Annotated in this window: 2 protein-coding genes; both read right to left on the reverse strand. The window is 65.2% G+C overall.

The window, feature by feature from the left end:
* Positions 1–416: chemotaxis protein CheW (locus tag BJ122_RS18810; RefSeq protein ID WP_110782809.1), on the reverse strand; the 416-nt coding region annotated here is incomplete at its 3' end.
* A gap of 3 nt (positions 417–419) precedes the next feature.
* Positions 420–3,242 (reverse strand): hybrid sensor histidine kinase/response regulator (locus BJ122_RS18815; protein ID WP_110782810.1); only part of this gene is annotated, 2,823 nt, incomplete at its 5' end.

Genomic DNA, 3,242 nt, shown 5'->3' on the forward strand with positions numbered 1-3,242 from the left:
CTGTGGACGCCGGAGGCCATGGTGGCCATGCGGGGGTCGAGGTTGACGGGGTTGGTCTCGCGGCTGTCGTCGGGCAGTTTCAGCACTTCGCCGATCTGATCGATGAGCAGGCCGTAGGATTCGCCGCGCATTTCGACGCCCATCGCCATCGGCGGCTTGTCGTCGGCGGCCCTGGGCAGGCCGAGGCGGGTGCGCATGTCGATCGCGGTCACGATCCGGCCGCGCAGATTGAGCACGCCGGCGACGTCGGGCGGCGCCAGCGGCACCATGGTCAGCCGGTCGGGCATGAACACATCCTGCACCCGCGAGATCGGCAGCCCGAACAGCTGCCCGCCGATCATCGCGGTCACGTATTCGGTGATGGCGCCGTCGCTGGCGGTGGTCTTGCTGGCCACGGTGGAGATCGCGTTACTCATGGCTTACGCCGCCTCGTGCATGTGGTGAGAGGTCTGTTCCTTCAGCGCGGCAATCAGGCCGGGCCGATCGAACTTGGCGACATAATCGTGGAAGCCGGCCTGGCGGCCGCGCTCGATCGCCGCCGGATTGACCAGCGACGACAGCCCGATGATCGGGGTCGCCGCCAGCTTCTGGTCGGCGCGGATCGTCTCGGCGAACTCAAAGCCGTTCATGTCCGGCATCTCGATGTCGGTCAGGATCGCGTCGAACTCCTGGCCGGCGCGCAGCAGCCCAAGGCCTTCCTGCGCGGTGCTGGCGAGCCGCACCTTGTAGCCCGCCGCCTTCAAGACCGGGCCGAGCATGTTGCGGAAGAACGCCGAGTCATCGACCAAGAGCACCGACTGCGCTCCGAGCGACGCCTTCATTTCCTTGCGCTTGAACCAGTCGGCAAACGCCATCGGCAAAAAGTGGCCGACATCGATCACTTCGGTGGCCGCGCCCTTGATCACCGCCGAGCCCAAAATGCCCTCGCGGCTCGAGCCGACCTCGATATGCAGATGCTCCTCGACGATGTCGACGATCTCGTCGACCACAAGACCCATCGCGCGTTCCTCGTCGGCGAACACCAGGATCGGCTGGGTGCCGCTGCTCGAGACGCTGACGCCTTCCATGGTCACCAGCGGCATCAGCTGATCGCGGTACTGCACCATATGGCGGCCGTTCGACAGTTCGATCTTGTCGGCGTCGATCTCTTCAAGCCGGGTCACCAGTGACAGCGGCACCGCCTTGGGCTGCGCCGAGCCCGCGCGGAACACGAGCAGCGAGGTGCGCTGTTCGGTGCCGGACGCACGCGCCGCCGCCGCCTCATCGGCGATGTCGTGCTGCGCCGACACCGAGGTGCCGAGCGCCTGCGCGATGCCGTTCGGGTCGACGATCATGATCACCGCGCCGTCGCCCAAAATGGTGTTGCCCGAGAACATGTTGATGTGACGCAGCTTGGTCGACATCGGCTTGACCACGATTTCTTCGGTGTGGAACACGCCGTCGACCACGATGCCGAACGTCTGGTTGCCGACCTGGGTCACCACGATGAAGCCGTTCTCGGGCTCGGCCTCGGTGCCGCCGTCGATCTTGAGCAGGCTGCGCAGATGCATCAGCGGCAGCAGCTTGTTGCGCAGCCGCAAGACCGGGGTGTCCTTGATGCGCTCGATGCGGTGCTCGGAATTGGCATGGGCCCGCACCAGCTCCACCACCGCCAATTGCGGAATGGCAAAGCGGTTGCCAGCGGCTTCCACGATCAGCGCCGACACGATCGCCAGCGTCAGCGGGATCTTGATGGTGATGCTGGTGCCCTCGCCGGCCACCGACTTGATGTCGATGGTGCCGCCGATCTGGTCGATATTGGTGCGCACCACATCCATGCCGACGCCGCGCCCCGACACCGAGGTGACGGCGGCGGCGGTGGAGAAGCCCGGCGCGAAGATGAACTTGTGGATCTGGTTCTCCGACATCCGCTCGACGTCGGCTTCGCTGACCAGGCCATTGGCGACCGCCTTGGCCTTGATCTTCTCGGTGTCGAGACCGCGGCCATTGTCGGCGATGCAGATCACGATATGGCCGCCTTCGTGATAGGCGGACAGACGAATGGTGCCCTGCTCGGGCTTGCCGGAGCGCACCCGGTCCGCGGTGGTCTCAAGACCATGATCGGCGGAGTTGCGCACCATATGGGTGAGCGGGTCCTTGATCAGATCAAGCACCTGGCGGTCGAGCTCGGTGTCGGCGCCGTGCATCTCCAGTTCGATGTGCTTGCCAAGTTCGGCGGCGAGGTCACGCACGATGCGCGGCAGCTTTTGCCAGGCATTGCCGATCGGCTGCATGCGGGTCTTCATGACCCCGTCCTGCAATTCGGCGGTGACGGTCGACAGCCGCTGCAGCGGCACCTTGAACTCATTGTCCTCGTGACGGCGGCTGATCTCCAAAAGCTGGTTGCGGGTCAGCACCAGCTCCGAGACCATGGTCATCAGATGTTCGAGCGTGTCGACGTTGACGCGGATCGACTGGTTGGCGATCTTGTCGCCGCCCTCCGCGGCCGGCTCGTTGTCGCCCGCCGCCTTCTTCGGCTTGGCCGCGGCCTTGTCCTTCTTGGCGGGCTTGGCCGCCTCGTCCTTGACGATCTCAAGGCGCAAAGGCGCGCTGTCCGGCGCCAGAGCCGGCGCCGCCACTTCGATCTCGGTCTCGCGGAACGCGCGCTCCAACTCGTCGAGCGATACTTCGCCAGGACGCAGCGCCCGCTCCAGCACCTGCGGCACCAAGGTGCCCTCGGTCGACGGCACCGCCGCTTCCACCACCGGCGCGGCCTCGGCCACGATCTCGGCGGGCGCTTCGGCAGCCATCTCGTCCATCATCTCGGGCGCGACGTCCGGCGCCTCGGCGACATCCGGCACCGCCGCAAACGCCTCAGCCGCCGCACCGCCGCCTTCCGACAACAATTCCAATTGGCCAATCAGGTCGTCATCGACCCCGGGCGGCTCGGCCTCGGTGGCTTCGAGCTGGCCCAAAATCTCCTTGAGACGGTCGATCGTGCTCAGGATCAGCGTCACCGCCTCGCCCGTCACCGGCATGCCGTCGCGGAACTTGCCCATCAAGGTCTCGGCGGCGTGCGCCAAAGCTTCCAGCCGCGGCAGCCCCAAGAACCCGCACGTGCCCTTGATGGTGTGAACAAGACGGAAAATGTTGTCTAAAATCTTCGCGTTGTTCGGATCTTGCTCAAACCGAACCAACTGATTGTCGACAGTGTCCAGACTCTCGTTGGTCTCAGTGAGAAATTCGCGCAACAAGTCGTCCAT

It is taken from the genome of Rhodopseudomonas faecalis, assembly GCF_003217325.1.
Taxonomy (GTDB): Bacteria; Pseudomonadota; Alphaproteobacteria; order Rhizobiales; family Xanthobacteraceae; genus Rhodopseudomonas; species Rhodopseudomonas faecalis.